Source organism: Subtercola frigoramans (genome assembly GCF_016907385.1).
Lineage (GTDB): Bacteria > Actinomycetota > Actinomycetes > Actinomycetales > Microbacteriaceae > Subtercola > Subtercola frigoramans.
Genome location: NZ_JAFBBU010000001.1, coordinates 2,444,681 through 2,468,776 on the forward strand (window position 1 = coordinate 2,444,681; position 24,096 = coordinate 2,468,776).

At 65.8% G+C, this 24,096-nt stretch carries 26 protein-coding genes; 10 read left to right on the top strand and 16 right to left on the bottom strand.

Translation table 11 applies throughout. The features are described 5' to 3' along the window. The first annotated feature begins 11 nt into the window (after positions 1 to 11). Positions 12 to 1,127 (top strand): winged helix DNA-binding domain-containing protein, encoded by a 1,116-nt coding sequence (locus JOE66_RS11430; RefSeq protein WP_205109552.1) that lies wholly within the window; start codon positions 12 to 14, stop codon positions 1,125 to 1,127. Positions 1,128 to 1,223: 96 nt separating this feature from the next. On the opposite strand, the gene JOE66_RS11435 is transcribed toward JOE66_RS11430, so the two are convergent. Then, entirely contained in the window at positions 1,224 to 1,778 is a 555-nt protein-coding gene (locus JOE66_RS11435; protein WP_205109554.1) for a YceI family protein, read from the bottom strand. Positions 1,779 to 1,917: 139 nt separating this feature from the next. Here JOE66_RS11435 and JOE66_RS11440 point away from each other — a divergent pair, with 139 nt between their 5' ends. Beyond that, positions 1,918 to 2,562, top strand: coding sequence for a mycothiol-dependent nitroreductase Rv2466c family protein (locus tag JOE66_RS11440; RefSeq protein WP_205109557.1), 645 nt, complete (start codon positions 1,918 to 1,920; stop codon positions 2,560 to 2,562). A 99-nt stretch (positions 2,563 to 2,661) separates the two neighbouring features. Continuing rightward, entirely contained in the window at positions 2,662 to 3,912 is a 1,251-nt protein-coding gene (locus JOE66_RS11445) for a coiled-coil domain-containing protein (RefSeq protein ID WP_205109559.1), read from the top strand. A gap of 46 nt (positions 3,913 to 3,958) precedes the next feature. Here JOE66_RS11445 and JOE66_RS11450 read toward each other — a convergent pair whose 3' ends face one another. Continuing rightward, positions 3,959 to 4,792, bottom strand: a complete 834-nt coding sequence (locus tag JOE66_RS11450; RefSeq protein WP_205109561.1) for a polysaccharide deacetylase family protein — start codon at positions 4,790 to 4,792, stop codon at positions 3,959 to 3,961. Positions 4,793 to 4,821: 29 nt separating this feature from the next. Between JOE66_RS11450 and JOE66_RS11455 the strand changes: the two genes are divergently transcribed. Next, entirely contained in the window at positions 4,822 to 5,763 is a 942-nt protein-coding gene (locus tag JOE66_RS11455) for a UbiA family prenyltransferase (RefSeq protein ID WP_307827173.1), read from the top strand. Positions 5,764 to 5,768: 5 nt separating this feature from the next. Here JOE66_RS11455 and JOE66_RS11460 read toward each other — a convergent pair whose 3' ends face one another. The 9 genes from JOE66_RS11460 to JOE66_RS11500 form a co-directional block, all read right to left on the bottom strand. After that, positions 5,769 to 6,797 (bottom strand): sulfate/molybdate ABC transporter ATP-binding protein, encoded by a 1,029-nt coding sequence (locus tag JOE66_RS11460; protein ID WP_205109564.1) that lies wholly within the window; start codon positions 6,795 to 6,797, stop codon positions 5,769 to 5,771. Then, positions 6,794 to 7,645, bottom strand: coding sequence for an ABC transporter permease (locus JOE66_RS11465; RefSeq protein ID WP_205111925.1), 852 nt, complete (start codon positions 7,643 to 7,645; stop codon positions 6,794 to 6,796). The genes JOE66_RS11460 and JOE66_RS11465 overlap by 4 nt, the downstream gene beginning before the upstream one ends. 1 nt (position 7,646) lies before the next feature. Continuing rightward, positions 7,647 to 8,423, bottom strand: coding sequence for a molybdate ABC transporter substrate-binding protein (modA, locus tag JOE66_RS11470; RefSeq protein ID WP_205111927.1), 777 nt, complete (start codon positions 8,421 to 8,423; stop codon positions 7,647 to 7,649). Positions 8,424 to 8,521: 98 nt separating this feature from the next. Then, positions 8,522 to 8,926, bottom strand: coding sequence for a TOBE domain-containing protein (locus tag JOE66_RS11475; RefSeq protein ID WP_205109566.1), 405 nt, complete (start codon positions 8,924 to 8,926; stop codon positions 8,522 to 8,524). A 38-nt stretch (positions 8,927 to 8,964) separates the two neighbouring features. After that, positions 8,965 to 11,556, bottom strand: a complete 2,592-nt coding sequence (locus JOE66_RS11480) for a DEAD/DEAH box helicase (protein WP_205109568.1) — start codon at positions 11,554 to 11,556, stop codon at positions 8,965 to 8,967. A gap of 30 nt (positions 11,557 to 11,586) precedes the next feature. Further along, positions 11,587 to 11,820, bottom strand: coding sequence for a YlcI/YnfO family protein (locus tag JOE66_RS11485; protein ID WP_239518293.1), 234 nt, complete (start codon positions 11,818 to 11,820; stop codon positions 11,587 to 11,589). Further along, a complete protein-coding gene (locus JOE66_RS11490; RefSeq protein ID WP_205109570.1) occupies positions 11,817 to 12,122 on the bottom strand; it encodes a hypothetical protein in 306 nt (101 codons plus the stop codon). Before JOE66_RS11490 ends, JOE66_RS11485 begins: the two co-directional genes overlap by 4 nt. An 84-nt stretch (positions 12,123 to 12,206) precedes the next feature. Then, entirely contained in the window at positions 12,207 to 13,103 is an 897-nt protein-coding gene (locus JOE66_RS11495) for an isoprenylcysteine carboxylmethyltransferase family protein (RefSeq protein WP_205109572.1), read from the bottom strand. A 20-nt stretch (positions 13,104 to 13,123) separates the two neighbouring features. Continuing rightward, a complete protein-coding gene (locus JOE66_RS11500; RefSeq protein WP_205109574.1) occupies positions 13,124 to 13,915 on the bottom strand; it encodes an SDR family NAD(P)-dependent oxidoreductase in 792 nt (263 codons plus the stop codon). A gap of 94 nt (positions 13,916 to 14,009) precedes the next feature. On the opposite strand from JOE66_RS11500, the gene JOE66_RS11505 reads away from it, so the two are divergent. Beyond that, positions 14,010 to 14,522 carry a MarR family winged helix-turn-helix transcriptional regulator gene (locus tag JOE66_RS11505; RefSeq protein ID WP_205109576.1) on the top strand — a complete coding sequence of 171 codons (513 nt, stop codon included), beginning with the start codon at positions 14,010 to 14,012 and terminating at the stop codon, positions 14,520 to 14,522. A gap of 26 nt (positions 14,523 to 14,548) precedes the next feature. Here the strand turns inward: JOE66_RS11505 and JOE66_RS11510 are convergent, their stop codons facing one another. Next, entirely contained in the window at positions 14,549 to 16,159 is a 1,611-nt protein-coding gene (locus JOE66_RS11510) for a GMC family oxidoreductase (RefSeq protein WP_205109578.1), read from the bottom strand. A 215-nt stretch (positions 16,160 to 16,374) separates the two neighbouring features. On the opposite strand from JOE66_RS11510, the gene JOE66_RS11515 reads away from it, so the two are divergent. Genes JOE66_RS11515 through JOE66_RS11525 form a run of 3 tightly spaced genes read left to right on the top strand, consistent with a single transcriptional unit; the run spans position 16,375 to position 19,717 of the window. Continuing rightward, a complete protein-coding gene (locus JOE66_RS11515; protein WP_205109581.1) occupies positions 16,375 to 17,469 on the top strand; it encodes an S-(hydroxymethyl)mycothiol dehydrogenase in 1,095 nt (364 codons plus the stop codon). Next, positions 17,469 to 18,098, top strand: coding sequence for an MBL fold metallo-hydrolase (locus JOE66_RS11520; protein ID WP_205109583.1), 630 nt, complete (start codon positions 17,469 to 17,471; stop codon positions 18,096 to 18,098). Before JOE66_RS11515 ends, JOE66_RS11520 begins: the two co-directional genes overlap by 1 nt. A gap of 29 nt (positions 18,099 to 18,127) precedes the next feature. Further along, complete coding sequence (locus JOE66_RS11525; RefSeq protein ID WP_205109585.1) at positions 18,128 to 19,717, top strand: SDR family NAD(P)-dependent oxidoreductase; 1,590 nt, start codon at positions 18,128 to 18,130, stop codon at positions 19,715 to 19,717. A gap of 5 nt (positions 19,718 to 19,722) precedes the next feature. On the opposite strand, the gene budA is transcribed toward JOE66_RS11525, so the two are convergent. The 3 genes from budA to JOE66_RS11540 are packed head-to-tail and all read right to left on the bottom strand — an operon-like array spanning position 19,723 to position 22,438. Beyond that, positions 19,723 to 20,499 carry an acetolactate decarboxylase gene (gene budA / locus JOE66_RS11530; RefSeq protein WP_205109587.1) on the bottom strand — a complete coding sequence of 259 codons (777 nt, stop codon included), beginning with the start codon at positions 20,497 to 20,499 and terminating at the stop codon, positions 19,723 to 19,725. A 2-nt stretch (positions 20,500 to 20,501) separates the two neighbouring features. Further along, complete coding sequence (locus JOE66_RS11535; protein ID WP_205109589.1) at positions 20,502 to 20,966, bottom strand: DUF3054 domain-containing protein; 465 nt, start codon at positions 20,964 to 20,966, stop codon at positions 20,502 to 20,504. Between the two features lie 23 nt (positions 20,967 to 20,989). Then, on the bottom strand, positions 20,990 to 22,438 hold the full coding sequence (locus JOE66_RS11540; protein WP_205109591.1) for a phytoene desaturase family protein: 1,449 nt from the start codon (positions 22,436 to 22,438) through the stop codon (positions 20,990 to 20,992). Positions 22,439 to 22,595: 157 nt separating this feature from the next. Between JOE66_RS11540 and JOE66_RS11545 the strand changes: the two genes are divergently transcribed. Further along, positions 22,596 to 22,850, top strand: coding sequence for a hypothetical protein (locus JOE66_RS11545; protein WP_205109593.1), 255 nt, complete (start codon positions 22,596 to 22,598; stop codon positions 22,848 to 22,850). Here the strand turns inward: JOE66_RS11545 and JOE66_RS11550 are convergent. Continuing rightward, positions 22,831 to 23,598 (bottom strand): 4'-phosphopantetheinyl transferase family protein, encoded by a 768-nt coding sequence (locus JOE66_RS11550; protein WP_205109596.1) that lies wholly within the window; start codon positions 23,596 to 23,598, stop codon positions 22,831 to 22,833. The genes JOE66_RS11545 and JOE66_RS11550 overlap by 20 nt on opposite strands. 55 nt (positions 23,599 to 23,653) lie before the next feature. On the opposite strand from JOE66_RS11550, the gene JOE66_RS11555 reads away from it, so the two are divergent. After that, positions 23,654 to 24,079 carry a DUF6855 family protein gene (locus JOE66_RS11555; RefSeq protein ID WP_205109598.1) on the top strand — a complete coding sequence of 142 codons (426 nt, stop codon included), beginning with the start codon at positions 23,654 to 23,656 and terminating at the stop codon, positions 24,077 to 24,079. The last annotated feature ends 17 nt before the right edge of the window (positions 24,080 to 24,096 follow it).

The following is a 24,096-nucleotide window of genomic DNA, read 5'->3' on the forward strand; positions in this document are numbered from 1 at the left end:
CACACACCGTCATGCCGACTGCGACCCGAACCCAACTGACGCGCCTCCGGCTCCTGAGCCAGTGCATCGACCGCGCGGACTCCCCCGCAGCCCGTCCCGACACGGCTGATCCCTCCCCGGTCGACGTCGTGCGCTGGATGACGGCCATCCAGGCGCAGGATCTTCCCGGGGCCAAGTGGTCGGTCGGCCTCCGCGCTGAAGGCAGCACGCTCGAAACGGTCGACAGCGCGCTGAACAGCGGTGAGGTCGTGAGATCCTGGCCGTTCCGGGGCACCCTGCACCTGGTCGCAGGCGAAGACCTGGGGTGGATGCTCGACCTCACCGCCGCGCGAATGGTCGCCGGTGCCCGCACCCGCCATCGCCAACTCGGCCTCGACGACGCCGTTTTCGAAGCCGCCCGTGCCGTGGCCGTCGCGAGCCTTGCCGGTGGCGTGGCGCTCACCAGGGACCAGCTCTTCGCACGATTCGGCGAAGCCGGCATCGCAACCGACAGCAACCGCGGCTCCAACCTGCTCTGGTACCTCGCCCACACCAAAACCCTCTGCTTCGGCCCGATGCACGGTTCAGCGCAGGCTCTCGTGCTGCTCGACGAATGGGTGACAGCACCCCGAAGCCTCGACCGTGACGAGAGCCTCGGCGAACTGGCTGCCCGCTACTTTCGCAGCCACGGCCCTGCGACGCTGAAGGACTTTCTCTGGTGGTCGAAACTGTTGGTCGCCGAGGCGAAGCGCGGGCTCGAGATCGCCAGGGACAGGCTCGAGACGCTCGAGTACGACGGCCAGGCGTACTGGCTGGCCCAGGGGCTGCAGGATGCCACTGCGAGCCGGGTTCGCCGATCATCCGTTCACCTGCTGCCCGGCTTCGACGAGTACCTTCTCGGCTACGCCGATCGCCGCGCAGCGCTCGATGAGCAGTACAGCCAGCGCATAGTGCCCGGCAACAACGGCATGTTCCTGCCGACGGTCGTCTCCGGCGGCATTGTGGTCGGAACGTGGTCGCGAACGGCGACCAGCACGCAGGTCGCCGTGACCCCCGAGCCATTCGCGGGGTTCTCTGTCGCCGAGGAGTCGGGAGTTCGACGACGCGCTTCGGGGTATGCGGCCTTTCTCGGCCGCGAACTCCGCTGACGGAGCCCTTCACCAGGCATGGATGCGTGGCCCGCACCAACGACGAACCGCCGCCCAGGCCAAGCCTGGACGGCGGTTGTCGACTGCTGCGTGAGACTACGCCTGAAGCGAAGCCTGCAGGTCGATCGTGATGGTGACGTCGTCACCGACGAGCACTCCGCCGGCCTCGAGGGGAGCGTTCCAGCTCACACCGAAGTCGTTGCGGTTGATGACCGTCTTGGCGGTCAGGCCGAGCTTGTAGTTGCCGTAGAGGTCGTTGCCGAATCCGCCGAACTCGACGGTGAACGTGACCTCTTTGGTGACGCCCTTGAGGGTCAGGTCACCGGTGACCGCGAGGTCGTCCTTCTCGGGAACGACGCTCTTGGACACGAAGGTGATGGTCGGGAACTCGGGGGCGTTGAAGAAGTCGTTCGTGCGCAGGTGGCCGTCGCGGTTCGCGTCACCGGTGTTGATCGACTCGACCTCGGCGGTTGCGGTCAGCTTGGTGTCGAGGGGGCTCTCACCGGTGACGAAGGTGGCGTCGAACTTCTCGAACTTGCCCTTGACCTTGCTGATGAGCAGGTGGCGAACGCTGAACGAGACCTCGCTGTGCGAAGGGTCGATGGTCCAGGTGCCGGCCTTGTGCCCAGGGATCGTGTACGTGTCAGTCATGGTTTCTCTTTCCGTCGGTTTCATCCAAGAATAGTTGTCGATACAACCTGCTATCGATTATCTATACAAATGCATCCACTCTCCACATTATTCCCGCAGTCTGAAACATTCCGTCACAACGGGATGAGAACATGAAGTCATGACTACCCCAACAACGCGTGTCGACTTCTGGTTCGACCCCTCGTGCCCCTGGGCCTGGATGACGAGCAGATGGGTCGACGAGGTTGCGACCCATCGCGATCTCGACGTCTCGTGGCACATCATGAGCCTCGCCATCCTCAACGAGAACAACGACGTGTCAGAGAGCTACCGCGCATTCTTCCCGCGCGCACTCCGTTACGCACAGTTGGTGGCCGCGGCGAAGGAGCTGCATGGGGATGCGGTTGTGAAGCCGCTGTACGACGCGCTCGGAACGCGGATCCACCTTGGGCAGCGCACCGACGTCGACGCTGTGATCTCCGAGTCCCTGGCTGAAGCTGGCCTGCCCACAGCACTGGCCGCCCACGCCCCCGCAGATCCGGCAGACCACCTGTTCGCCTACGAAGAACAGTTGCGCGAATCGCACAGGTCGGGCATGGCGCTCGTCGGCAACGATGTCGGAACCCCGATCGTCTCCGTCAATGGCGTGGCGTTCTTCGGCCCGGTCATCTCGCCGGCCCCGACCGGCGAACAGGCCCTCACACTCTGGGATGGCGTCGTTGCGGTCGCCGGGTACGACGGCTTCTTCGAACTCAAGCGAAGCCGCACCCGCGACCCGATCTTCGCCGAGACCCACTCCGCCTGAGCCTGCGACCTCGAGGCACGACGGCGAACTGTGCCACGCAATACGGCAACGCGCCGCCGAGGCACCACCAAACGGCGGTCCGGCACGTAGCGTAGAGCCATGTCTCGTTCGGCGCGCCTTCTTGCCGGGGCTCTGCTGGCCGTCGCCGCGAGCGTCGCCTCTCCGCTGACTGCGACAGCGTTCCCTTCGCAGGCGTCGGCCCGGGCATCCATTGCCGGTGGATCTGCGGGATTCACTGAATCCACCGCTCGGCTGGGCCAGCTCGCGGTTCGCACCGACTACCCGAGCTGGGACGACGTCAACGCGGCGAAACAGAATGAGGCTGCGAAACAGGCTGAGGTGACGAATATCACCTCGCTGCTCGGCCAGCTGGAAGATGAGGCCGCTCGACTCGGTGACGAGGCCGTGCAGAAGGGCAACGCGTACCTGAAGGCCGCCGCCGAACTGCAGGCCGCGACCCAGATCGCCGAGACGGCCGACCAGCGGGCGACGGATGCCCAGACCAGGGCTACGGCGGCCCAGAAGCAGGTCGGCGCGATCGCGGCATCGCTGTACCGCTCGGGGGGCAGCTCGAGTGCCACGCTTCTGCTCGACAGCTCGAACGCGGGCTCCTTGCTCTACCGACTCGGCACCATGAGCAAGCTCACGGAGCAGTCGGCGAAGCTCAGCGACCTCGCCACGGCCTCACAGAACCTCGCAATCACGCTCAAGGACCAGGCCACGATCGCTGAGAACGCTCGCATCGAACTCGCTGCAACTGCACAGAAGGCGGCCGATGATGCGAAGGCAGCACAAGAGGCTGCCGACGCGCAGGTGGCCGACCAGAAGGCGAAGAGTGACGTGCTGTACGCCCAGCTCGCGGTGCTGCAGGACTCCACGGCGCAGATCGTCGAGTCCTACCGGCTCGGGCAGATCGAAGCGGCCAACATCCTGGCCCAACAGCAGGCCGCAGCCGCCGCTGCTGCCGCCAGTTCCGGTTCGGGTTCGAGCTCTGGCTCCGGCAGCAGCGAGGGACTCCCACCCGGCTCGGTGGTGGTCGATCCCGCCGCCGCAAAGGCCTATGCCGCCGACCGGGTGGCGTCCATGGGCTGGGGCTCAGACCAGTTCTCCTGCCTCGTTCTGCTGTGGAACCGCGAATCGGGCTGGCGGGTGAACGCCTACAATGAAGACGGTGGGGCCTACGGAATTCCCCAGTCACTGCCCGGCAACAAGATGGCCACAGCCGGTGCCGACTGGCGAACGAACGCCCAGACGCAGATCAACTGGGGGCTCTCGTACATCTCCCGCGCCTACGGCACACCCTGCGGAGCCTGGGCGCACTCGCAGAACACGAATCCGCACTGGTACTGAGTGTCGCTCGCCAGCGACACACAACGCGGCTGCTCAAGCAGCGAATTCAGTGATTGAAGACATCGTTCAGCGTGACAGTCTGCAACCCGCGACTCGTGATCAGATTCTCGAGCTGGGGGAAGACCTCTGTCACCGGCAGGAAGTTCAGATGCCCGATGACGATGTGCTGCGGCAGGAACCACTGCGTCGCGAAGTCGACCACCTGCTGGTCGGTGATCAGCCCACTGTCTGAGAGGGAGCCGTACCACATCACCGGCGTCGTGTAGCCGATCTCGGCCGCCAGGTGGTCGGTGTGGTGGTTGCGATAACCGTATGGCGGCCGGTAGAAGGGCCGGGCATCCACCCCGTAGGTGCTCATCAGGAAGTCGTGGTTCTTCTGCAGCTCTTCAATGACGCCGTCGTCGGAGAGCGAGGTGAGGTCGGCGTGATCCCAGGTGTGGTTGCCAAGCTGGATCTGGCCGGTCTTCACGAGAGGGCGCAACAGTTCTGCGTTCTCCGTCCAGCCGGGATAGCTGCCGTTCACGAAGAAGGTCAGCCGGGTGCCCGTTCTCTTCGCGAATTCGACGTACTTTCGAATCACCTCACTGTTCGACCCGTCGTCGACCGTCCAGGCGAGGAGCTTGCCGTCTCCCGGGAGGTCGGTCATGACGCCCTCGGGGATGGCGACTTTTGCCAGCGCCGGCGGAGTCGGAGCGGGTGTGGGTGTCGGGGTCGGGGTGTGCATCGGCGTCGGCAGTGCAGTCACTGTGGGTGTCGGCGTGACCGGCGCGCGAGGTGTCGTGCTTGCCGCGACTGGGGTAGTTTGAGGCGTCGACGCACACGCCGTCGCGGTCGCCACCACCCCGGCGGCGGCCAAGATGAGAAACAGTCGACGTTGCACGAACCCACAATATCGGGACGGGAGGAACGGTGACCGAAACCGGTTCGCCCCGCCGCACCCCCAATAGGGGTGACAATGTGGCATTGGCCCTCATCGCAGCGTGCCATCCCGGCCCGACGGCCGCGGTCACCACCCTGTCGGTCATCCTCGCCATCGCGATCGGGCTGTCACCTCTACGGATTGTCGGCGTGGGTGCTGCCATCCTGGCGGGCCAACTCGCGATCGGGTGGTCGAACGACTGGCTGGATGCCCGGCGCGATGTCGAGGCCGGCAGGACCGACAAGCCCGTCGTCACCGGGGCCGTCGCCGTGTCGACCGTGCGAACGGCGTTCATCGTGGCCGCACTGGCGGTCATCCCGCTGTCGTTCGCACTGGGTGCCGACGCTGCTGCTGCGAGCATTGTTCTGACGGCCTCAGGGCTTTCGTACAACCTGTGGCTCAAGAAGACGCAGTATTCGTGGCTGCCGTACGCCGTGAGTTTCGGATTGCTGCCGTTGGTGGTCACGTTCGCAGCGACTCCCCCGGCCGTTGCGGCGTGGTGGGTGGTTGCAACGGGCTCCCTGCTGGGGTTGGCGGCCCATTTTGCCAACGTGCTTCCTGACCTCGAGGATGACCGAGCCGCAGGGGTGAACGGGCTGCCGCACCGGGTCGGACGCGTCGGGTCTGGCCTGTTTGCCTTCGGTTCGCTTCTCCTGGCCTCGGTGATGGTCACGTTCGGCGGCATGATGATGCCAGCCGCCGGCGCTGCGCCGGGCACGCCCTCCCGCTCCAGCGACGCAGCGGTCGCCGCTGGTGCGACACCAGGCCTACTCGGCCTACTCGGCTTTGCCATCGGGTTGGTGATCGCGGCGTTCGGAGTGTGGCTGGTACTGACCCGGCCACCGAGCAGGCTGCTGTTCCAGCTGATCATCGCCAGTGCGCTGATCGACGTGGTGCTGCTTGCACTGTCGGGCTCACATCTGCTCGCCTGAGGTGGTCACCCGCCGGGGCTCGGGTACGCCTGGGCATCGTCGGTCACGTAACTGAACCATGCCCGCTGACCGGGAACAAGGTCGAGTTCTGCAGCGCACCTCGGGTGAAGGTCGGCGGCCACGACATCGGAGTGCACGCGCACGACATCACCGCGCGGTTCGACATCTCGAATGTGGCCCATCAGAACTGTTCGATGGGCGTCCGGCACCGGTTCGGCCAACCAGAGCGTCACCGCTGACGGCCTGACCGCACGCGTCTCGCCGTCACTTCGCACCACCACGAGGCCGGCGAGGTCGGCTGCGAAACCGCTTCGGGGCCGCTCGAACACCTCGGTTGTCGACCCGTGTTCGACGATGCGACCGTCTTCGACGATCACGACCGTATCGGCGAGCAGGTAGGCGTCGAGGATGTCATGGGTGACGATGAGTGCGCTGCGGCCCTCGAGAACCCGCCGGAGTGTCCTGCGGAGAGTCGGCGCCACGGCCACGTCGAGGGCAGAGAGCGGTTCGTCGAGCAGGAGCAGCGCGGGCTCCGACGCAAGCGCACGAGCAAGGGCGATGCGCTGGGCCTGGCCACCCGAGAGCTCGGTGGGCTTGCGCTCAGCGAGGTCACGGGCATCCACTTCGTCGAGCCAGCGAAGCGCTGAACGGCGGGCCTCGCGAGCGCTCTGCCCGTGACTGCGCGGGCCGAAGGCGACATTGTCGAGCACGCTGAGGTGCGGGAAGAGGAGCGCCTCCTGAGCGAGGAGCGAGATGCCGCGGGCATGGGGAGCGAGCCACACCGAGCGAGGGGCGGTGCGGGTGACGTTGGCGGCAGCGGTCCCACCTCTGTTCGTGCCTGGCAGGTCGAAGAGCGTCCGGTCATCGAGGGTGGCGCGACCGCTGTCGGGGATGAGGAGCCCGGCCGCGATGGCGAGCAGCGTCGATTTGCCGGCGCCGTTCGGCCCGAGAATGGCGACCGTCTCGCCATCGGCGACGGCCAGTTCGAGGTCGAGACCCCGGGCATCCACTCTCGCTCGAATCGTGAAGGTCACGGCGCGCCCTCGAGCCTGAATCGCGAGCGAATCGCGATCTGGTGGGAGAGCAGAACGACGAGCAGAGCGATGATCACCAAAACGAGCGAGAGCGCGACGGCAGCGCCCGGGTCGGTCTCGCGCTGCAGGTAGATCTCGAGAGGCAGCGTGCGAGTGACACCCTGCAGGCTGCCGGCGAAGGTGAGTGTAGCGCCGAACTCGCCCAGTGCCCTGGCAAACGACAGCACGGCACCCGAGATGACGGCGGGGGCCACCAGGGGCAGCGTCACCCGCCAGAGCACGCCGGTGGGGCGAGCACCGAGCGTTGCAGCGACGGCTTCGTAGCGGGTACCGACCGTGCGCAGCGCGCCCTCGAGACTGAGCACCAGGAACGGCAGCGCGACGAAGGTCTGGGCGAGTACGACGGCCGTCGAGGAGAAGGCGATCTGGATGCCAAGCACCTCGAACGCGCCGCCGAGAAGCCCCCGCCGCCCGAAGGTGTAGAGCAGCGCGATTCCGCCGACCACCGGCGGCAGGACGAGCGGAAGCAGCACGAGCGCGCGGAGCACTCTCTGGCCGGTGAAGCGGGTTCGGGCGAGCACCAGGGCGAGGGGCACCCCGAAGACGATGCACAGGATGGTCGCGGCCAGCGAGGTGCGAAGGCTCAGCCACAGGGCGTCGAGCGACGCAGGCGACGACACCAGCGGAATGAATTGCACCCAGTCGACGCGGGCGACGATCGCGACGAGGGGTAGCAGCACGAACGCGGCACCCGCAACCGCCACTGCGATCACCCAGCGCGGAACTCCGCCCGAGGCGCCGGCCCACCCTGGAGGTGAATGTCGGGCAGAAGGGGCGAATCGAGGCAGGCTAGGGTGCCGCACCGAAACCCGCCGACTGGAGAACACCCTGGCCCACGGAGCCGGTCACATAGGCGACGAAGGCCTCCGACAGGGTGTGGTTCTGCGTCGTCGCCACGATACCGATCGGGTACGTGTTCACCGCCTGCGACGACTCGGCGAACGGAACGCCGACCACGGTGGAACCTGAAGCCTTGACGTCGGTGACGTAGACCAGCCCGGCATCGGCTTCCCCCGAAGCGACCTTGCCGAGCACATCGGCCACCGACGACTCCTCGCTCACAGCGGGGATGGTCACGCCGGTTGCCGTCTCAATGGTTGCTGTGGCCGCGCCACAGGGAACCTGGGGTGCACAGATGACGGTTCTCACACTCGCTTTGCCGAGGTCGGCGAAAGCTGATACATGGGCCGGATTGTCGAGCGGCACGGCGATCTCGAGAGTGTTGGTGGCGAAATTCAGCGGCGAGCCCGTGATCTCTGAGGCGTCGGTGAGCTTCTTCATGTTCTTGGCGTCGGCAGACGCGAAGACGTCAGCTGGTGCGCCTGCCGTGATCTGTGTGACGAGGTCCGCTGACCCGGCGAAGTTGAGCGTGACTGTGGTGCCGGGGTTCGCGGCTTCGAACTTGGTGGCCAGCGCCGTGAAGGTCGGCTTCAGCGAGGCGGCGGCGAAGACGACGATCGTGCCCTTCGGGGTCGGCATCGGGCTCGCTGTAGCCGAAGCTGTGCCGACGGCGGCTGTGCCGACGGGAGTCGACGTGTAGGTGCAGGCGACCGCGCCGCTGAGCATCGCTGCGGTGGCCACAACGACGGCTGCCGTCCTCGCTCTCCGAAGGCGGCCGGGATTCAGCGCAGCGACAGCAGAACGCCTCAGCGTGAGGAGCTTCTTCACATCTTTCCCGTCGGGGTCTCAATGATGACCGTCGTGGCTTTCACGACGGCAACCGCAACGGACCCCAGCTCGAGTCCCAGCTCGCGAACAGCCTCACTCGACATGAGTGAGACCACGCGGTGCGGCCCACACTGCACCTCGACCTGGGCCATGACGGTGTCCATGGTGATCGCGGTGACGAGTCCGACGAACGAGTTCCGGGCGGACCTCCCGACGCCGGAGGGATCGGCCACCGCGACAGCATTCTTCTTGACCAGCTGGGCGAGTTCGAAGCCATCGACCACCGTCTTGCCCGAGTCGTCCTTGCTGCTCGACAGCAGTGCGCTGTCGATCCAGCGACGCACGGTGTCGTCGCTGACTCCCACGTAGAGCGCGGCGTCCTTGATCCTGATCTGCGGCATGAATAAGACTATATAGCCGTACATGCGGAGCAAATGACTCAGAGGCGATTGACGCCTGTCACCCGGATGACCGCCACACCCTGCTCTGCCGATTCCGCCAGGTCGACCTCGGCGTCGATGCCCCAGTCATGGTCGCCCTCGGGGTCATCGAAGGTCTGCCGCACACGCCAGACGGACGCGCCCTCGCTGATGACCAGCATCGAAGCACTTCGGGCGTTGCCGGCCGTGCCGATCGAGTCGTATTCGCCGTAGTAGCCGTCCAGGGCGTCCGCCCAACGGTCGCGGCTGAAGCCGCCGGGGCTGTCGAGTTCACCCAGGTCGTCGACTTTGTCAAGCGCAGCCAGCTGCACCCGGCGGAACAGCTCGTTTCGCACCAGGATCCGAAAGGCCCGCGCGTTCGACACGACGCTGCGGGGTGCCGGCGGCAGCACAGCGGTGACCCCGCGACCGTGAGACGCGACCTCGTCGGCCTCGCCCTGGATGTCGGCGGGGTTCGTCAGTTCCTCCCACTCGTCGAGCAGGCTCGAGTCGACCTGCCGCACGAGTTCGCCCAGCCACTCGATGAGGTCGAGCAGGTCTTCGGTCTTCGCCTCGTCGGGGATCGTCGCCCGCGCCGCCCGGAACGCGTCGGAGAAGTACCGGAGCACCAGCCCCTCCGAGCGGTTCAGCTTGTAGTACCCGATGTAGTCGTTGAAGGTCATCGCGCGCTCGTACATGTCGCGCACCACGGTCTTCGGGCTGAGTTCGAAGTCGCCGACCCACGGCTGCGAGGCTTTGTACGTCTCGAAGGCGGCAGCCAGCAGCTCTTCGAGAGGCTTCGGGTGCGTGATCTGTTCGAGCAGCTCCATGCGCTGGTCGTATTCGATGCCCTCGGCCTTCATCGCCGCGACCGCCTCGCCCTTGGCCTGGAACTGCTGCGCAGAGAGCACTGGCCGAGGGTCGTCGAGTGTCGCCTCGAGCACCGAGATCATGTCGAGCGCATACGTCGGCGACTCCGGGCCGAGCAGGTCGAACACCGCGAGCGCCAACGGCGACAGGGGTTGGTTGAGTGCGAAGTTCGGCTGCAGGTCGACGGTGAGACGGATGATCACCCGGCCATCGGCGTCGGGAGGCAGTTGCTCCACGATCCCCGCTGTGCGTAGCGTTCGGTAGATCGCCAGTGCCTGACGCTCGAGTTCGAGCTGGCGGTGTCGCGGCTCGTGGTTGTCTTCGAGCAGCCTTCGCACGTTCGTGAAGGCGTCTCCCCCGCGCCCGATCACGTTCAGGAGCATCGCGTGGGTGATCTGCATGCTCGAAGTGAGCGTCTCGGGTTCCGCCGCGATGAGCCGGTTGAAGCTCGGCTCGCCCCACGACACGAAGCCCTCCGGCGCGCGCTTCTTCACGACCTTCTTGAGCTTCTTCGGGTCGTCGCCTGCCTTGGCGACGAGCCGCGCGTTCTCGGTCTCGTGCTCTGGTGCCTGCGCCACGACGGTGCCGGCGGTGTCGTACCCGGCGCGACCGGCGCGACCCGCAATCTGGTGGAATTCGCGCGCAGTGAGCTGGCGCATGCGCGTGCCGTCGAACTTCGTGAGTGCGGTGAGCAGAACGGTACGGATGGGCACGTTGATGCCCACACCCAGCGTGTCGGTGCCGCAGATGACCCGCAGCTGGCCCTGCTGGGCGAGCTGCTCGACGAGCCGGCGGTACTTCGGCAGCATGCCGGCGTGGTGCACGCCGATGCCTGCGCGAATCAGTCGCGAGAGTGTGCGACCGAAGTTCGTCGTGAAACGGAAGTCGCCGATCGCCTCGGCGATCGCATCCCGCTGCTCTCGGCTCACGATCTTGATGCTCGACAGCGCCTGCGCCCGTTCGAGTGCCGCCAGTTGTGAGAAGTGCACGATGTACACCGGGGACTGGCCGGTCTGAAGCAGGTCTTCGACCGTTTCGTGGGCCGGTGTTGTTGCGTAGTAGTAGTTCAGCGGCACGGGCCGTTCAACACCGGTGACCACCGCCGTTTCGCGGTTGGTGCGCGCGGTCAGGTCTTTCGACAACCAGGTCACGTCGCCGAGGGTGGCCGACATCAGGATGAACTGCACGTTCGGGAGTGTCAGGAGGGGAACCTGCCAGGCCCAGCCGCGCTCGGGGTCGGAGTAGAAGTGGAACTCGTCCATCACGACCTGGTCGACCGGGGAATCCGCGCCGTGCCGCAGCGCGATGTTGGCGAGGATCTCAGCCGTGCAGCAGATGATCGGTGCGTCAGGATTGACGCTCGAGTCGCCGGTGACCATGCCGACGTTCGTCGGGCCGAAGATTTCGACCAGAGCGAAGAACTTCTCGGAGACGAGCGCCTTGATCGGCGCCGTATAGAAGGTGCGGCGACCATCGGCGAGCGCCGCGAAGTGCGCGGCCACGGCCACCAACGACTTGCCGGTGCCTGTCGGCGTGCTGAGGATGAGGTTCGCACCGGAGACGATCTCGATGATCGCCTCCTCCTGCGCCGGGTACAGCGCGAGGCCGCGCGAGAGGGTGTACTCGCTGAAGCGCTCGAAGAGGTCGTCGGGGTCGGCCTGTGCAGGAGTGCCACCGTCGGCGACGACGTCGGGCAGGTAGTTGATCAGCGACAGGCGCGAGTCGAGCTGGGCATCCGTCATGCTTCGATCATGCCTTACCGCAGGCTCACCTCAGCTCGCGTTCCTGTCGAGCTCATGCTCCACTGCTCGCCGGATCCAACTCGAAACCGACCGATCGTCTGCCTCTGCCTTCTCTCGAACCCTCTGCAGCAAATCGTCTGGAAATCGCACCGGCACAGGCTCACTCAACCGCTTACGGCGACGAACCGCTGGGCCAGTCGGCACCTGGTTCTCGGGTTTGGCGTAGAACTCGAACTCTTCGTCGGGCGTCATCTTCGAATTCATCGATCCTCCTTGTACATCCTCGCCAACCCCACGGACGCGACGTAGCATCCAATCGGCCGGCACTTCGTTCTCTCAGTCTTCGACGGCGCCAACGGAACCATCAGCACTCGACCTTCGACCTCCGCAACCATCAGCCAGTGCGCTGGAGGTTTCGCAGGATAGAAGAGCGGATCGCTCGCCCAGACATCGGCGATGTCCTGCAGCCCGAGCTTCGGATGCTTGAACAGGTGAGCGACCTGATGGTCGATTTCAAACGGCCAATCGTCAGCAAGCAGTTCAATTTCGAACCGCGTGAACTTCATGGATCGATTGTATTACGAACAAGCACAGCTGCACACGACAATTCTTCATACTGACCACGAAAATTCGCGTCAACACATGTGACGTTAGGGCCTCGGGATCTGGGGCACCCAGCAGCGGACAGTGTCACGGTAGCGGCGGAACTCGTCGCCGAAACGCTGCTCGAGGTCTGCCTCCTCATGCGGTCTGACGGCGTAGTTCCAGAGCAGGGAGCCGGCGACGGCGTAGGCGATGACGAGCCACGACTCCAGGATCAGGCCGACCGCGACACCCTGAACGAAGCCGGAGACGGCCATCGGGTTGCGGATCCAGCGGTAGGGGCCCGCGATCACCAGGCTGTTGGCCATTGCCGAGGGCAGCGGAGTGCCGTCGCCGAGCGTTGACATGATCACCCCAGACGAGATTCCGAGCGTGCTGGCAAGAACAAGTACCATGACTCCGAACGGAATCGCGGACGTCGGAAACGGAAGCCCAACCCCCCAGCGTTGCTCGAGTGCCGCGATCACCAGCGGAATGACGACCAGGAACAGCCCCCAGAAGATCACGATCTGACCGAACGTCGAAACCACGTGACGCGCAGGTTTCGCCCGCGTCGTGGCAGAGCGAAACACAAAAGGGCCAGTGATGATCCACTCCGTGGGCACACGACCGAACAGGATGATGCACAGGGCACCCAGCGAACCCACCGTCGCCGCGCCCATCGCCAGCACACCCCAGCCTGCTTGGGTGGTGACTGTGGCGTACGTTGCCAAGCCGAGACTGACGACGCCCGTCCAGCCGGTGCTCACCGCTGCCGCGGGCCTCACCCCGAACGCCGCCACCGCAGAGGCGACCACGAAGAGCGGGATGTCGAAGACGGCGACGACGGTCGGGTTGAGCCGACCGAGCGTGGTCTCACGCACGACGGGTGAGAGGAACACGGCGATCCACCAGGCCAGCCCGGCCGTCGCCTGCACTGCGAAATAGAGTCGACCCCAGCGCATGCCCACAGACTACCCGTCGGCTAGAGCAGAGTTGTCAGAACACCTCCGTCGGCGCGCAGGGCTGCTCCATTGGTAGCCGAGGAAAGCGGGCTGGCGAGGTAGGCGGCAAGGTTTGCGATCTCGTCCGGCTCGATGAAGCGCTCGAGGAGAGACGTGGTGTTCGCGCTGATGACTCGCTCCTTCAACAGGTCTGCCGGTAGCCCCTGAGCGTCGGCAATGTCACGGATGGCGTTGGCGACGCCGTCGGAGTAGGTCGGTCCGCCGAGGATCGCGTTGACCGTCACACGAGTGCCGCGGGTGAGCTTGGCCAGGCCATTACTCACGGCGAGCATCCCCGCCTTGGTCACGCCGTAGTGCGTCATGTCGGCGGGGACGTTCACACCCGACTCGCTTGATATGAAGATGATCCTTCCCCACCCTGAAGCGATCATTGCCGGCAGCAGCTCGCGCGACAGACGCACCCCACTCATGACGTTGAGGTCGAAATACCGCGCCCATTCGGCATCGGCAATGTCAGAAAAGGCCTTCACCTCGAAGACGCCCACGTTGTTGACGAGGATGTCCACCGGCCCCAGCGAACGAAGCAGTCGCTGCACGTGAGCGGCGTTGGCGAAGTCGGCCGCGATACCCGTCACACGCGCTCCGGGCAACTCGTGTTCCAGACTCCGAACAGACTGCTCGAGCCTGGTCTCATCACGGCCATTGATCACGACCTCCGCGCCCTCCCGAAGAAGAGCCTTCGCGATGGCGTACCCGATCCCCTGGGTCGAGCCGCTGATGAAGGCACGTTTGGTGGCAAGCTGCAGATCCATTGCTGGGCTTTCTCCTCGAAATTACTTGACTGATCAAGTAACTACGATAGTCGAAGTTGATTGCTCAAGCAAGTAATCCTGTATCCTCGAGCGTATGGACGACTCTCGAAATCAGCACGCCCTCTCCGGCGACGACCTCCTGACCTGGGTTGCGCTCGCCACGGTCCTGGAATGGCTGCCGCCGGCATTGGACGCAACCCTGATCCGCGATTTCGACCTCACACATTTCGAATATGGCATTCTCTATGCGTTGGCCGACGCCCCCGACCGCACGCTGCGCATGAGTAATCTGGCGGGCTATGCAAACAGCTCGCTGTCCCGCCTGTCTCGAGCCGTATCCCGGCTTGAAGGCCGAGGATGGGTCACGCGCACTCGAGACCCCTCAGACGGTCGTTCGACCCTGGCCACCCTGACGAAGGATGGTCTGACGGTATTCGATGGAGCCACACCCGTGCATGAACAGACGGTCACCGAACTGATTCTCAAACCGCTCACGAAGGCCCAGAAGAATCAATTGCGAGAGATCAGCCTGCGGATCCAGGCATCTATCAGGAGAGAATCGGGCTTCACGCTCGCATCGCCGTCAGCGACCGCGTCGGGCGAGTAGTCGATCAGCGACAGGCGCGAGTCGAGCTATTCGGCCTCGCCCATGACGATCAGATCCGCGGCGCGATAGCCGATGAACGCGGCAGGAGCAACGGTGTGGCCACGGATGATCTGAGGCATCACCGATGCGTCGGCCACGCGGAGGCCCTGTACCCCGCGCACGCGGAGCGCAGCATCCGTCACTGCCATCGGGTCGGTGTCTGGGCCCATTTTCGCGGTGCCCACCGGGTGGAAGGTCGTACCCGAGTCCTGGCGCACGTGCTCGGCGATCTCAGCGTCGGTCGCTGACTCCGCCGGGTACATCTGCTCGACCCACGGGCGCAGGCTCGGCGTCGACAGGTAGCGCTGCGTCAGGCGCACGGCCTCGACGAGGTCGGTGAGATCGCTTTCGACGCTGAGGAAGCCGGGGTCGATGACGGGCTTGTCGACGGGGTCAGCAGAGGCGAGTCGCACGGTTCCCGTGCTCTGCGGCTGAAGGAGCACAGAACCCACCGTCACGCCAGAGCGCTGCTCGGCGCCCTGTTCGGCCGGGAACTTGGAGGCATCGGTGTTGTAGCTGAACAGCAGCTCGTAGTCCGGTGCCGAGCTTCCCGCCTTGGTCACCCAACCGACTCCGTTCTCGGGGAAGTAGGCGGCAGGGCCTTCGTGGCTGGTCAGCCAGGTCTGCACGGCGGCGTCGCTGAGATCCATCGGCACCGAACCCTCCACGCCAGCTGCCGCCAGAGTGTAGACGTGCGGGTAGATGTGGTCGCGAAGTCCCGAGCCGACTCCCGGCAGGTCGACGACCACGGGAATACCGACGGTCTCCAGGTGCGCGCGCGGCCCGACGCCCGACAGCATGAGCAGCTGCGGTGTGTTGTAGCTTCCGCCCGCAAGCACGATTTCCCGACGCGCCCGGAACACCTGCACACCGTCGGCCGTCTGAACCTCGACGCCGACAGCGCGGCCGTCTTCGATGATCACGCGGCTCGCGTAGGCGCCGACGCGAATGGTGAAGTTCTCGCGCTGCCGAACCTCGGCTGTGAGGTAGGCATCAGCGACTGTGTGACGCACTCCGTCGACGAACACCGTCTGGTAGCGGTCGGCAACATCGGCGATGGCGCCGTTGGTGTCTCCACGTGGGCCGAAGCCACCCTCGACGAAGGCGTCGAGGAGCACATCGGAGAGCGGCGTCGGCGTCGCGATGTCGTTCAGCTGCACGGGCCCCTCTGTGCCCCTCAGTGCGGCCGGGCCACGATCTGTCGCTTCGATCGCCAGGTACGCTTCGCGCGCTGCCTCTGCGTTCCAGCCGGTGGCTCCCGCCTGCTCCCACGCGTCGTAGTCCTCGGGGCGACCGCGAAGCCACGCACCGATGTTGAGCACGTTGGAGCCGCCGACGGCACGCCCACGGGGCTCGTCGACGACACGGCCCGCGAGGCCGGGCTGCGGAACGGTCTGGTACGCCCAGTTCTTGTCGGTGTCACCCCACGTGAGGAAGAAGGCACCCTGGCTGCGACCGATGTCGAAAGGGTTCTCCTGCCCTGCCTCCAACAACAGAACGCTGCGATCCGCATGCTCGCTCAGCCGCGAGGCGAGAACCGAACCCGCAACTCCTGCACCAACCACGATGTAGTCGAACTCTTCCGATGCCATGCTCATGACTTCACTTCTTCCTACTTGAGTCTTCACGATGTCGAGGATGCCCGTATTCCACATTCTCGTAATAGTTGTCTCTACAACCATTACCTCATCCTCGCACGAAATACTTGTATATACAACCATTTGCAGATTCCTGCGTGCTTCATCCCAGACCCTCAGAATGATCGGGAGGTAGGGTGATCGAGCACGTCCTGCAACGCCCGAAGGAGACCCTCATGCCCGCCACAGCCACCGGCGTCATCGCCCGATCCCAGGGCGCGCCCGTCGAACTCGTCACCATCGTGGTTCCCGACCCGGGCCCGGGCGAAGCTGTCGTGGACATCGAGACGTGCGGCGTCTGTCACACCGACTACCACTACCGCGAAGGGGGAATCAGCGACGACTTTCCCTTTCTGCTGGGTCATGAAGCCGCCGGCAGGGTCAGCGCAATCGGCGATGGAGTCACCAATGTGAAGGTCGGTGACTTCGTGGTGCTCAACTGGCGGGCGGTCTGCGGCGAGTGCCGCGCCTGCGTGCGGGCAGATCCCTGGTACTGCTTCAACACCTTCAATGCGACACAGAAGATGACCCTCGAAGACGGCACCGAACTGAGCCCCGCACTCGGTATCGGCGCGTTCGCCGAGAAGACCCTCGTGCACTCGAAGCAGTGCACGAAGGTCAACCCTGACGCCGATGCCGCTGCCGTCGGGCTGCTCGGTTGCGGCATCATGGCCGGCCTCGGTGCCGCCATGAACACGGGTAACGTCGGGCGCGGCGACTCCGTCGCGGTGATCGGCTGTGGTGGCGTTGGCACTGCTGCGATCGTCGGCTCACAGCTGGCCGGCGCAAGCACGATCATCGCGATCGACCGTGACGCGAAGAAACTCGTCAAGGCACAGAAGCTCGGCGCGACCCACGTCATCGACTCCAGCAACCTCGACGAGGCGGGGGTGGTCGCGGCCGTGCAGGCGTTGACGAAGACGTTCGGCGCCGATGTCGTGATCGACGCCGTCGGTCGACCTGAGACGTGGCGTCAGGCCTTTTATTCCCGCGATCTGGCCGGCACGGTCGTGCTCGTCGGCGTACCGACACCCGAGATGATGCTCGAGATTCCTCTGCTCGACGTCTTCGGCCGCGGCGGTTCGCTCAAGTCCAGCTGGTACGGGGACTGCCTGCCCGAACGCGACTTCCCCATGCTGACCGACCTCTTCCTGCAGGGCCGCCTGCCGCTTGACGAATTCGTCACCGAGCGCATCGGCATCGAAGACATCGAACAGGCCTTCGCCAGCATGGCCGGCGGCGACGTGCTGCGTTCAGTGGTCGTGCTCTGATGGCTGCCCGCATCGAACACCTCGTCACTAGCGGTACCTTCAGCCTCGATGGTGGAACCTGGGATGTCGACAACAACGTCTGGATCGTCGGTGACGACGCTGAGTGCGTGGTCATCGATGCGGCCCACGACGCGGCCGCCATCCTCGCGGCGGTCGGTGACCGAGCACTCCGGGCGATCCTGCTCACCCACGCCCACGACGACCACATCGACGCCGTTGCTGCACTTCAGGCGGCGACGGGCGCTCCGGCGTATCTCAACGACGGCGACCGGATGCTGTGGGACGCCGTCTACCCCGAGAAAGGGCCCGATGCCGGCCTTGACGACGACCAGGTCATCCGAATCGCCGGAACCGAGCTCCACGTGCTCAGGACACCGGGGCACTCCCCCGGCGCGGTCTGCTTCTACGCCCCAGACCTCGGCACGGTCTTCAGTGGCGACACCCTGTTCAGCGGCGGGCCCGGAGCGACCGGGCGTTCGTACAGCGACTTCCCCACGATCATCCGGTCGATCACAGCCAGACTGCTCACTCTGCCGGCCGAAACCGTCGTTCGCACCGGGCACGGCGACTCAACGACGGTAGGACAGGAAGCTCCCTCACTCGACGAGTGGATCGCCCGCGGGCACTAGCCCGGCTCACGGTAGAATTGGCTCTTCCCATGAGCCAAGACACGCCAGAACCCGCTGCACAGCCCGCCATCGACCCCGCCGAACTCGAGGTGGCTCTGCGCGTGCTGGCGAGCCTGCACGAACTCGACGAGGAGCATCCGGATTTTGTGGCCGTGAGGCGTGCCACGGCGAAGATGTTCAAGTCGGTGAAGAAGAGCCGGCGAGACGAGAAGCGCGAGGCCATTCAGGCCGCCGACAAGAGCGTGATCGCGGGAACCGCGACCGGGGCTCCCGACCGCATCGACGACGAGACCCGCGGGGTCACGCTCGCAGCAATCACGAGCGCGCCGAGCGCAGGCACCCTCATCAAGTCGCGACCCTGCTACATCTGCAAGCAGCACTACACGCAGGTCGACGCGTTCTACCACCAGCTGTGCCCCGACTGCGCTCTGATGAGCCACGCGAAACGGGATGCCCGAACCGACCTGAACGGTAAGCGGGCCCTGCTCACCGGAGGCCGCGCCAAGATCGGCATGTACATCGCGCTGAGACTGCTGCGGGATGGCGCCCACACCACGATCACGACGCGGTTTCCGCGTGACGCTGTACGCCGGTTCTCGAGCCTGCCCGATTCGGGCGACTGGCTGCACCGGTTGCGCGTGGTCGGGATCGACCTGCGCGACCCCGCCCAGGTGATCGGTCTCGCCGAGACTGTGGCTGCGGCCGGGCCGCTCGACATTCTCATCAACAACGCCGCGCAGACGGTGAAACGCTCACCGGGGTCGTATGCGCCACTGGCCGAGGCCGAACTGGCACCGCTGCCCGAGGGGCCGAAACCCGAGATGATCACGTTCGGGCACACCAACGATGCGCACCCGCAGGCGCTGGCGGCGTCGGTAGCCGCGCACCCTCTGCTTCAGCGGGCCGCTCGTGCCGGGGGCGCTGCGAGTGATGCCAACGCGAACGCCGAACTGGCCGGGTCGAAGCTGCTGGGCATGGCTCTGCTCGAAGCGGGGCTCACGCCCGGCGAACTCAGCGCCGACGAGCTCTCGGGGCTCGCGTTGGCAGCCGGATCGTCGTCGCTCGAACGGCTGGCCGCGGGAACGGCGATCGACGCCGGTGGTCTCGTGCCCGACGTGCACCACGAGAACAGCTGGACGCAGGCGGTGCACGACGTCGATCCGCTCGAGATGCTCGAAGTGCAGCTGTGCAACACCACGGCCCCCTTCCTGCTGATCAGCAAGCTGCGCGCGTCGATGGCTGAGGCCGCTGCGGCTGCCAGGTCGGGCCGGGCCTACGTGGTGAACGTGTCGGCCATGGAAGGGGTGTTCGCCCGCGGATACAAGGGGCCCGGGCATCCGCACACCAACATGGCGAAGGCCGCGCTCAACATGCTCACGCGCACCAGTGCGAAAGAGATGTTCGCGACGGATGGCATCCTGATGACAAGTGTCGACACCGGGTGGATCACGGATGAACGCCCGCACCCGACGAAGGTTCGTCTGGCCGAGGAAGGGTTTCACGCACCCCTCGACCTGGTCGACGGTGCGGCCCGGGTGTACGACCCCGTCGTGCGCGGTGAAGCGGGCGAAGACCTGTGCGGCGTCTTCCTGAAGGACTACAGCCCCTCCCCCTGGTAGGAACGCTATCGCAAAGGGGCGCGGGATTGCTCTACGCGGCGGATGGCCAGGTCGTCGTCGATCGATTCGAAATCGGCCCCGGCGAATTCGGGAGTGTGCGGCAGTCGCACGGTGAGGCTTGACATGGCCTGCATGGTCAGGGTGCCCGACGCGATCAGGTAGTCGAGGCTGTGGCCGCCGACACTTCGGCCGTCATCGAGATAGTGCAGGTGGAATCCGGCGACACTGATGCCCTGGTAGATCGAGGGTGCCCAGAACCCGATCAGCGAGCCGGAGGTGCGCCCGAGCTCGCTCTCGTTCTGGGCCCGCATCACCTCGATCAGGGGCCGGAACGGGTGGTGTTGGCGAATCGGCTCCCGCACGAGCATCCGGTCGAAGTCGCCGTCGACCCTGATGGCGTAGAACAGGTTTCTGCTCGGCAGGAGTGACCCGACCAGGCTCTCGAAGCCGGCGCGGTCGAGCGGCCCGGACCCGCCCAGGGGCATGCTCAACGTCGGAGCAAAAACGGAGACCTCGGCGAAGGGCACGCGTTCGCTCTCGTCGACGCGGCTCACACTGCCGTCGGAGGTACAGCGAAAGATCTGGCCGTCGACGAATACGAGTTCACCGTTCAGGGCATGCCCGCAGCCGAGGCCGAAATCCCCTGCCGACAGCACCTGGCTCGCCGGGAAGACCCCGTCGTACAGCCCCGACATGAGGGCATGGATGACCGAGAACTGGGTGATGCTGACGCCGATGACCGGCTGCAGATGCCCCGCCGCCGCATCACTTCGCGTGGTCACTGTCACCGGGCTGAACGGGCTCTGCGCTTCACGGTGACCCGGGCGAGCAGCCGCCACCCGAGGAGGAACACCCCAGTCACGATGAGCGTCACGATGACGAAACTCACCGCGACCCCCTGCCCACTGATCGTGCGAAAGAGCATGCCGACGGCGACGGTGAACAGCCAGATCGGGATGCCCGGCAGCACGACCTCGAACGGATACCGCCACGCCCGCGTCGCGACCCAGCCCACCGCGAGCCCGAGGAGGAAGGGCCACCATGTGTTGAGCGCGCCGAGCACACTGAATCCTTCATCGTGGCTGTTGCGCCCGATGAGCACGAAGACGAGCAGCAGCAGCACATCGAGTGCGGCCGCCACGAGGACGGTGCGGGGTGCGGCTGCCCGGCGGGGTGTTCGAGCACCCTTTGGCGCAGCATCCGGTGCCGTGGAATTCGAAGACGTGGGCGAAGCGGTGCTTTCAGACATAGCAGCAAGTCTACGAGTGAGCGTCAGAGCCCGAGCTCGGGCGCCTTCGAGATGCCGAACTCCACCGCGAGCGCCCGCCGGGCCGCATGCCAGCCGGCCAGGCCGTGCACGCCGGGCCCGGGTGACGTCGACGACGAGCACAGGTACACGCCCTTCATCGGCGTCTGCCACGGGTGCGGCGAGAGGGTGGGGCGCCTGAGCAACTGCCCGAACGTCGCCGCACCCGCCGAGATGTCACCGCCGACGTAGTTGGGGTTCATCGCCTCTTCGCCGACGGCCGTTCGGCTGGTGGAGGCGAGGATCGTGTCTCGGAAGCCGGGCGCGAACCGTTCGATCTGGGCGATGAGCGTCTCGGTCTGGTCGATGTTCGAGCCGCTCGGCACGTGCGTGTAGGCCCAGAGCACGTGCTTGCCTTCCGGCGCGCGCGACGAGTCGATCGTGCTGGGCTGCGAGACCAGTACGTATGGCCGGGAGGCGTGCTTGCCCGCCGCAATGGTTGCCTCGGCGCGGGCGATCTGGGCATGCGTGCCGCCCACATGAACGGTGCCGGCCCTGCGCAGTTCGGGGTTGGCCCACGGAACAGAGTCTGACAGCGCGAGATCGAGCTTGGCGACCGCGTTGCCGTACCGGAAGCGCTCGAGGCGGCGGGCGTACCGCGCCGGCACGCGGTCGCCACCGAGCCGCAACAGCGCCCGGGGCGAGACATCGAGCAGAACCGCCTTCGAGGGTGGCAGTTCGGCGAGCGAGGTGATCTCGGTGCCGGTGACGATCTCACCGCCGTGCGCGAGCAGGTCAGCGGCCATGGCATCAACGATCGCCTGACTGCCCCCGACTGGTACCGGCCAGCCGACCCCGTGGGCATGTGTTCCCAGCATGAGCCCGGCGGCGGCCGGCGCAATACCGGGCAGCGGCAGGATCGCGTGTGCCTCCACCCCGCTCAGCAGGGCCGGGGCGACGTCGCTCTCGAAACGCAGTCCCCAGAGCGGGCTCCCCTGCTCCAACACCCGTGCGCCGAACTGCGCAGCCACGAGCGGGTTGCGGGGTAGTCGCAGAAGTGAGCCGCCAGTGAACTCGGCAAGCTCCCGCCATCGCTCCACCAGCGGGCCGAACAGCTTCTTCCAGGCCGGGCCGTCAACACCGAGCCCCCTGGCCGTCTCGTCGATGCTCTGGTAGGCGATGCCCGCCCTGCCCCCATCGAGTGGATGCCCGTACGCGACGTCGGGCAGCCGCAACTCGATGCGCGAGGCCAACCCGAACCGCCGAAAGAACTCAGAGGCCAGGGCCATCGGATGCACGGCAGAGCACACATCGTGCAGATACCCCGGCAGCGTGAGTTCGCTGGTGCGTGCGCCACCGCCGATCGTGTCGGCCCGCTCGTACACGCGCACGGAGAGACCCGCGCGCGCCAGCGTGACGGCGGCCGCGAGACCATTCGGCCCTGCTCCGACCACGACCACATCAACGGTGTCCACGTTGGTAGTATCGCCCACCCTCGGCGTTCGCCCCAATCCCTCCGCACGAGCCCACCCAGCTTCCTGTATTTGGGCTTTGAGAGCCGTGTCAACCCCTTGTCGGGGGGGTGGTGCGCATGATTGCCTCAACACAAGCACTTAACCGAAGGAGGTTGATGTGACAACACAGTTGACGCGCCTCAGCCAGGTCAACATTCCACTCTCAGGCGACATTCGCATCTCGGTCATCTCTGACCACGAATGGCAGGTCTGCGATAGGCGAATCCCTACAAGCAACGCCGAAAGCGTGCTTGGCTACATCGAACTGACGAACGGGTACTACGACGTCCTCAAGCTCTCTGCACCGAGGAGCATGTTGCGCTTCACCGAGTTCAGTCGTGCGGTCGACTGTTTCAGTGAGACCCTGAGATAGAGTCGGCCGTCAGCAGGCGCCGTGCGTCTCTGACGGCAATGTCGACAGGCTCAAGGCCCACTCGAGCGACGGCCCCAGAGAGACCGTTGACCCCGGTGTCGAAGTCGATCCAGCGAACTCGCGTCGGTTCCGGCACAGCCGCACCTGCAACGTCCACGGTTCCTGTGTGTCTACTCTGCTTCACCCAGACGTCGATGGCCCGCGGGTCCCGTCGCATCCCGTGCCCGCTTGCCTTCACCACGGCCTCCTTGCGCACCCACAGCCGCGCCCGTGCCGTAGCAGCGTTTGTGGGGTCGAGCCGCTCGACGGCACGAACCTCGCGGGCGGCGAGAGCGACGGTGTCGAAGCCCGGGAATTGTGCAGCATCCACTCGGTCGATGTCGACTCCGATGTCACCCTTTCTGGCGACGGCCACCGCCAGATGATCTGGTGTCGTGGAGAGCGACAGGCCGAATCGACCCGGCACGCCGGGGAGCCCGAGTGGGTCGAGCAATGATGGCCTGCCGTGAGAACCGCCGCAGACCGAGCAGGTGAAGTCGAACCGCACCGAAGCCGGCGGAACACCGAAGACCTCGCCCGCAGCGAGCCGCAGCAGTGCGTGCGACGCAACGAAGCGGTCACGATCGCGGGCGCGCATGAAGGTCGATGCACGCTCCTGTTCCGACGGTTCGAGAAATCGGAGAAGCGACGGTTTCGCCTCCGTCACCTCGGCCAGGAAGACGACCACCTCGGCCGGCGCAGAGATCACTCTTCACCCATGCGCTCCACCCTGCCATACTGGCCCTGTTCGAAGGAGTGCCATCATGGCAGCAGAACCCGCAGCAGCAGTCGGTGCCGGCACCAGGGAAGACCCGTGGCAGCTCGTCACCGCTCCGGGCAGCTCGTCGTACACGATGTACCGCGACGACACGACAGATCCCCCCGTGTTGGTGTGCCAGGTGGGCTCGACCAAACTCACCTACGACGCGCGGGCGATCGACGACCTGCACGCCTGGCTGAAAGCACAGGGCGACTGGGTTCCCCTCGGCGCGGCCGACGAGCTCAAACCAGCTGCCGCTGGATCGGTCGAGGCCTGGGGCCGGTCAGAAGACAACCCCGTCGGTGGCTGGTACGGCCAGCGCAAGGGGTACCGCGGGCGTTTCGGCATGTACCTTCCGCCGCTGCTCGAAGCCCTCGGTCTGGCGGAGCTGACCCACGACGCCCGAAACAACTCGGTGCGCGCCATCTGAACCCAGCCGTCTCGGCT

Excerpts from the sequence above, each read along its gene's own strand:
- JOE66_RS11430 (WP_205109552.1), top strand. The coding sequence starts at position 12 with ATGCCGACTGCGACCCGAACCCAACTGACGCGCCTCCGGCTCCTGAGC.
- JOE66_RS11435 (WP_205109554.1), bottom strand. The coding sequence starts at position 1,778 with ATGACTGACACGTACACGATCCCTGGGCACAAGGCCGGCACCTGGACC.
- JOE66_RS11440 (WP_205109557.1), top strand. The coding sequence starts at position 1,918 with ATGACTACCCCAACAACGCGTGTCGACTTCTGGTTCGACCCCTCGTGC.
- JOE66_RS11445 (WP_205109559.1), top strand. The coding sequence starts at position 2,662 with ATGTCTCGTTCGGCGCGCCTTCTTGCCGGGGCTCTGCTGGCCGTCGCC.
- modA (WP_205111927.1), bottom strand. The coding sequence starts at position 8,423 with ATGCTCAGCGGCGCGGTCGCCTGCACCTACACGTCGACTCCCGTCGGC.
- JOE66_RS11475 (WP_205109566.1), bottom strand. The coding sequence starts at position 8,926 with ATGCCGCAGATCAGGATCAAGGACGCCGCGCTCTACGTGGGAGTCAGC.
- JOE66_RS11480 (WP_205109568.1), bottom strand. The coding sequence starts at position 11,556 with ATGACGGATGCCCAGCTCGACTCGCGCCTGTCGCTGATCAACTACCTG.
- JOE66_RS11485 (WP_239518293.1), bottom strand. The coding sequence starts at position 11,820 with ATGAATTCGAAGATGACGCCCGACGAAGAGTTCGAGTTCTACGCCAAA.
- JOE66_RS11490 (WP_205109570.1), bottom strand. The coding sequence starts at position 12,122 with ATGAAGTTCACGCGGTTCGAAATTGAACTGCTTGCTGACGATTGGCCG.
- JOE66_RS11495 (WP_205109572.1), bottom strand. The coding sequence starts at position 13,103 with ATGCGCTGGGGTCGACTCTATTTCGCAGTGCAGGCGACGGCCGGGCTG.
- JOE66_RS11500 (WP_205109574.1), bottom strand. The coding sequence starts at position 13,915 with ATGGATCTGCAGCTTGCCACCAAACGTGCCTTCATCAGCGGCTCGACC.
- JOE66_RS11505 (WP_205109576.1), top strand. The coding sequence starts at position 14,010 with ATGGACGACTCTCGAAATCAGCACGCCCTCTCCGGCGACGACCTCCTG.
- JOE66_RS11510 (WP_205109578.1), bottom strand. The coding sequence starts at position 16,159 with ATGAGCATGGCATCGGAAGAGTTCGACTACATCGTGGTTGGTGCAGGA.
- JOE66_RS11515 (WP_205109581.1), top strand. The coding sequence starts at position 16,375 with ATGCCCGCCACAGCCACCGGCGTCATCGCCCGATCCCAGGGCGCGCCC.
- JOE66_RS11520 (WP_205109583.1), top strand. The coding sequence starts at position 17,469 with ATGGCTGCCCGCATCGAACACCTCGTCACTAGCGGTACCTTCAGCCTC.
- JOE66_RS11525 (WP_205109585.1), top strand. The coding sequence starts at position 18,128 with ATGAGCCAAGACACGCCAGAACCCGCTGCACAGCCCGCCATCGACCCC.
- JOE66_RS11535 (WP_205109589.1), bottom strand. The coding sequence starts at position 20,966 with ATGTCTGAAAGCACCGCTTCGCCCACGTCTTCGAATTCCACGGCACCG.
- JOE66_RS11555 (WP_205109598.1), top strand. The coding sequence starts at position 23,654 with ATGGCAGCAGAACCCGCAGCAGCAGTCGGTGCCGGCACCAGGGAAGAC.